A 3,615-nucleotide genomic window follows, 5' to 3' on the forward strand; every position below is an offset into this window, starting at 1 on the left:
CTCTTGGTATAATACTCGTTAAAACTTCACCCAGCAATTCTGGATTTGTCTGAAGTTCGAATATGCTTATCTCCGGCACTTCGGAGTTTGCAATATAGTATGCTGAAAGAGAGGCTGTTATTGCTGAGCCTATAAGCGAGGGTAGAAATCCGTACCCAACAAATTCGAATGTCCTTCTAAAAGAACCTTCACCACTGAAGAATGCAGATATGGCATGCATAACCAGCGCAATTATGAACCACACTGCAAATACCCCAATAAACGATCCAATTACACCGATGTACGCCCCAATGACGAAAAACTTCGCTATATCTTCTGGAAGGGCTTGGGACATTTTCGTTATCAGCAAGTATTGGTATAATGCAGCGATGGTTGCTAAGAGTGCTACGATAATCAGCGGATATCTCAGTTGAACGCTCTTGTATTTTAAGTCATCGAAGAACGCATTCGGATTCGTTATCAGCTTCATGCAGCGAACGAAAATTATGCGGTATATTAAACTTTTCATTTCCGAAAAGTTTAAAATTTTTGGACTATTACAAAATCTTTGGAAGAGTCCAATCCTCTTGGACTGTGATAGAATAGTAAAGTATAAATTCTGGATATATGGGTTGAAGTTAAAAGTATGAACTTTCAGAGCCTCAAAATTTTAGATATCGCAATTGATGGGAAGACAATCGAAATTCTTGAATCCATCGAAAAAAATGATCTTCCTTCAATAAAAAAGAAATATCCAAAATCCACGCTGTACCACTTAATTTCAAAGTTGAAATCGGAAAATTTGCTCGAAAAGAGAAAGAACAAATATTGTTTAACCCACAGAGGAAGATTTTATCTAAAAATGCTGAGGAAGTTCGGTAAATGCCTGGAAAAGTTTCAGGAAATTTCAAAGATGTTTCCAGATCACATTGTAGAATTTCCCGAGGAGTTCGTTATGAGGTTGGACGAGCTTAACCGTCTCGAAGTGGTTTCAGCCGATAACACGAACGTTTTGAGACCATTGAAAGTTTTGATGGATCTAATAACTCAATCAAAAGAAATACGGGCGGTAAGTCCGATGTTTTATCCAGATTATCCAACCATATTTGAAAAGGTCGTGGAAAAAATGAGAATCATCGAGTTGGTTGTAACTGAAGATGTCTGGAGACTCATCAAAGTTTACGATCACATAGAGGATCTCCCGGAAAAATTCAGCGTTTATGTGGTCGACGAACAACCGCATTTAGCCATCACTGTTTCCGACATTTTTCTTTCGATGAATTTTTACAGGAACTCCGGAGATTTTGATTTTTTGAGAACGCTGATCTCCAGAAGCAAAAAAGCTCTGAAGTTTGGAAACGACCTCTTCGAATTTTATAGAGACAAATCCGAAAAAGTTCTGTGAAATTGAAAACTTATGCGGCATTTCGATAATCCTCCACGAGAACTCCACCGTATCCTACGTAAAAAATCCTGTCGGGAGACAAAGCTGAAATTACTTCCTTTCTGTGGGTAACGGCTATAAGCGTGATTCCGGCTTTTCTAACAACTTCAGCAAGCTTCCTTGCAACCCTCATAGCCGTTACTTCGTCAAGATGAGCTGCGAATTCGTCTATTAGCAACAAACTCGGTTTTTCAGCTAAACATAAAGCGAGTTTGAACCTCTCCTTTTGCCCGGTGGAAAGCTCTTTGTACTTAGCCCTGTAAAGAACAGCATCGCTGATCCCGCAAACGTTTAGAATCTCCACTGCCAGATATATGTCTCCGCAAACTTTGTAAACCTGCTCTATCACGCTTTTTTCACTTATCTCAGGTTCAACGTCTCCGGGAATTATTGCGGAAATTCTCTCAGCTTTGACTTCAACCTTTCCTGTGGTTGGTTTTTCGATTCCGAGGATGAGCTTTAGAAGAGTCGTCTTTCCCGCACCGCTCGCTCCAACAACAGCCACTATTTCTCCCGGCTTAAGTTCGAAGTTCACATCCCTGAAAATGTACCTCTCAACAACTCTCTGCTTTACTCCAAAGGATTTGAGAACGAATTGAACATCCTCTGACACCCTCGATAGGTCGAGAGTCGTGGAGAAAACTTTTGAAACGTTTTCAAACTTAAGCTTTTCCATAGGAGCCACGTTACCGTATCTTGGCAAGCATAATTTTCCTCCGTGCTTCTTAGCTTCCTCGTCGCTTTTGAGAAACTCTTCTACGTATTTTTTCGCTTCGTCGGTTAGTGGTCTGTAGAGAACGGGTTTTCCGCTCGCAGTCTCCCAGAGATAGTAAAAACCAGCCTTTTCGAAGAACGGATTGAATCTCGCCATCTGGGCTATAGTTTCAACCAAGTGCTTTCTCATTCTCATCTCCGGAACTCTTCTTTCAGCGATCCACTCCACCGCAACCTCAACAGCCAATTTGCCTATTCCATCTGCTCTATAATCTGGGTGAACTACCACTCTCGCTATTCTTGAAGCAGCGGAATTACACTCTTTCATAGCTTTCTTACTCGCCAATTCCCAAAGCTTGTGTCTCGCAATTTTCAGACTGTGCTTCGACTTTAACTCGGAAAAAATTTCTTTCATTTCCTCCTCCGGGGAGTATACTTTTTCGAACCACTCCTTCGGAAAAACTCTTTCCCTGATGTTTTTTACTATCTCATCTCCAAGCTTCCGGTGCATTAGAGGGACCGGCGGATCAACCCTAACATATGCGATTATCTCGGGTTCGTAGGGTTGTCTATCTTTCAGCTCAAAAACGAGGAAGCGGGAAGCCGGAGTTGAACCCTTTATCTCAACTATGTGTACCTCTCCTCCGCAATCACACCTAATTTTGACGTTAGATTCAATAAGCTTCCCGCAATTTTCGCACTTCCACAAAGCAACCTTGCTCTTCTGACTTGCGTAATGATACTGCTCCAACTCAGCTATAGCCTCAAAATCCTTCTCGTAAACAGCCTCTCTTGCGAGAATTTTGTAGGAGTACACATTTCTCCCAAAACTCGTTCTACTCAGAGTTACCTCTTTTTTGAAAAAGCTCCAAGCTTTAACCTTCTCTCCCTCATAAATCCTGAAAAGATCGTAATCGTCAAAAAACAAAGTTTTCCTTCCAAGCACGTCTTTCGGCTTAGTTTTGGGAACTACTTCAACCTCGTCTCCTTCAAAAAACCAAGAAGCAACACTACCGCTCGTGTACAAAACGAGATCGTTTTCAAGCTCTATCGTGCCGAACCACTTTCTGTGAACGCTGCTTTTTACAACTCTGGTAATCATAAAAAAATTAAAGTCGCAGAAAATAAATCGTTTTCGTGAGGGGACTTATAGTTAAAGAGCCATACGCAAGCATGATTGTTAGAGGAGAGAAGATCTGGGAAATCAGAAAGAGGAGCACGAACATCAGAGGTAAAATTCTGATAATATCGGGTGGATATGTCGTAGGAGAGGTTGAGATAGCCGATGTTCTTGGACCCTTCTCTCCAGAGGAGTTGGCAAAATTCGAAAAATTCCATAGGGTAAGTGAAGAGGAATTGAAAAGGTACTCTCAGGGAAAAAGACTCTACGCATGGGTTTTGAAAAATCCAAGGGAGTTCGAAGAGAAAAAGAAAGTCGAGATTCCGAGGGGGGCTCAGGTTTGGGTAAAGTTGTAATC

The 3,615-nt window shown here is 41.5% G+C and carries 4 protein-coding genes; 2 read left to right on the forward strand and 2 right to left on the reverse strand.

The annotated features are described in order from the left end of the window. Nucleotides 1-508: Yip1 family protein (locus F7C14_RS04515; protein ID WP_290900276.1), on the reverse strand; the 508-nt coding region annotated here is incomplete at its 3' end. Between the two features lie 117 nt (nucleotides 509-625). Between F7C14_RS04515 and F7C14_RS04520 the strand changes: the two genes are divergently transcribed. Further along, nucleotides 626-1,384, forward strand: coding sequence for a transcriptional regulator FilR1 domain-containing protein (locus F7C14_RS04520; protein WP_290900278.1), 759 nt, complete (start codon nucleotides 626-628; stop codon nucleotides 1,382-1,384). A gap of 10 nt (nucleotides 1,385-1,394) precedes the next feature. On the opposite strand, the gene F7C14_RS04525 is transcribed toward F7C14_RS04520, so the two are convergent. Then, on the reverse strand, nucleotides 1,395-3,239 hold the full coding sequence (locus tag F7C14_RS04525) for an ATP-binding cassette domain-containing protein (RefSeq protein ID WP_290900280.1): 1,845 nt from the start codon (nucleotides 3,237-3,239) through the stop codon (nucleotides 1,395-1,397). A gap of 35 nt (nucleotides 3,240-3,274) precedes the next feature. On the opposite strand from F7C14_RS04525, the gene F7C14_RS04530 reads away from it, so the two are divergent. Further along, nucleotides 3,275-3,613 (forward strand): ASCH domain-containing protein, encoded by a 339-nt coding sequence (locus tag F7C14_RS04530; protein ID WP_290900282.1) that lies wholly within the window; start codon nucleotides 3,275-3,277, stop codon nucleotides 3,611-3,613. The last annotated feature ends 2 nt before the right edge of the window (nucleotides 3,614-3,615 follow it).

Origin of the sequence: Ferroglobus sp. (assembly GCF_015521575.1) — an archaeon.
Classification (GTDB): Archaea; Halobacteriota; Archaeoglobi; order Archaeoglobales; family Archaeoglobaceae; genus Ferroglobus.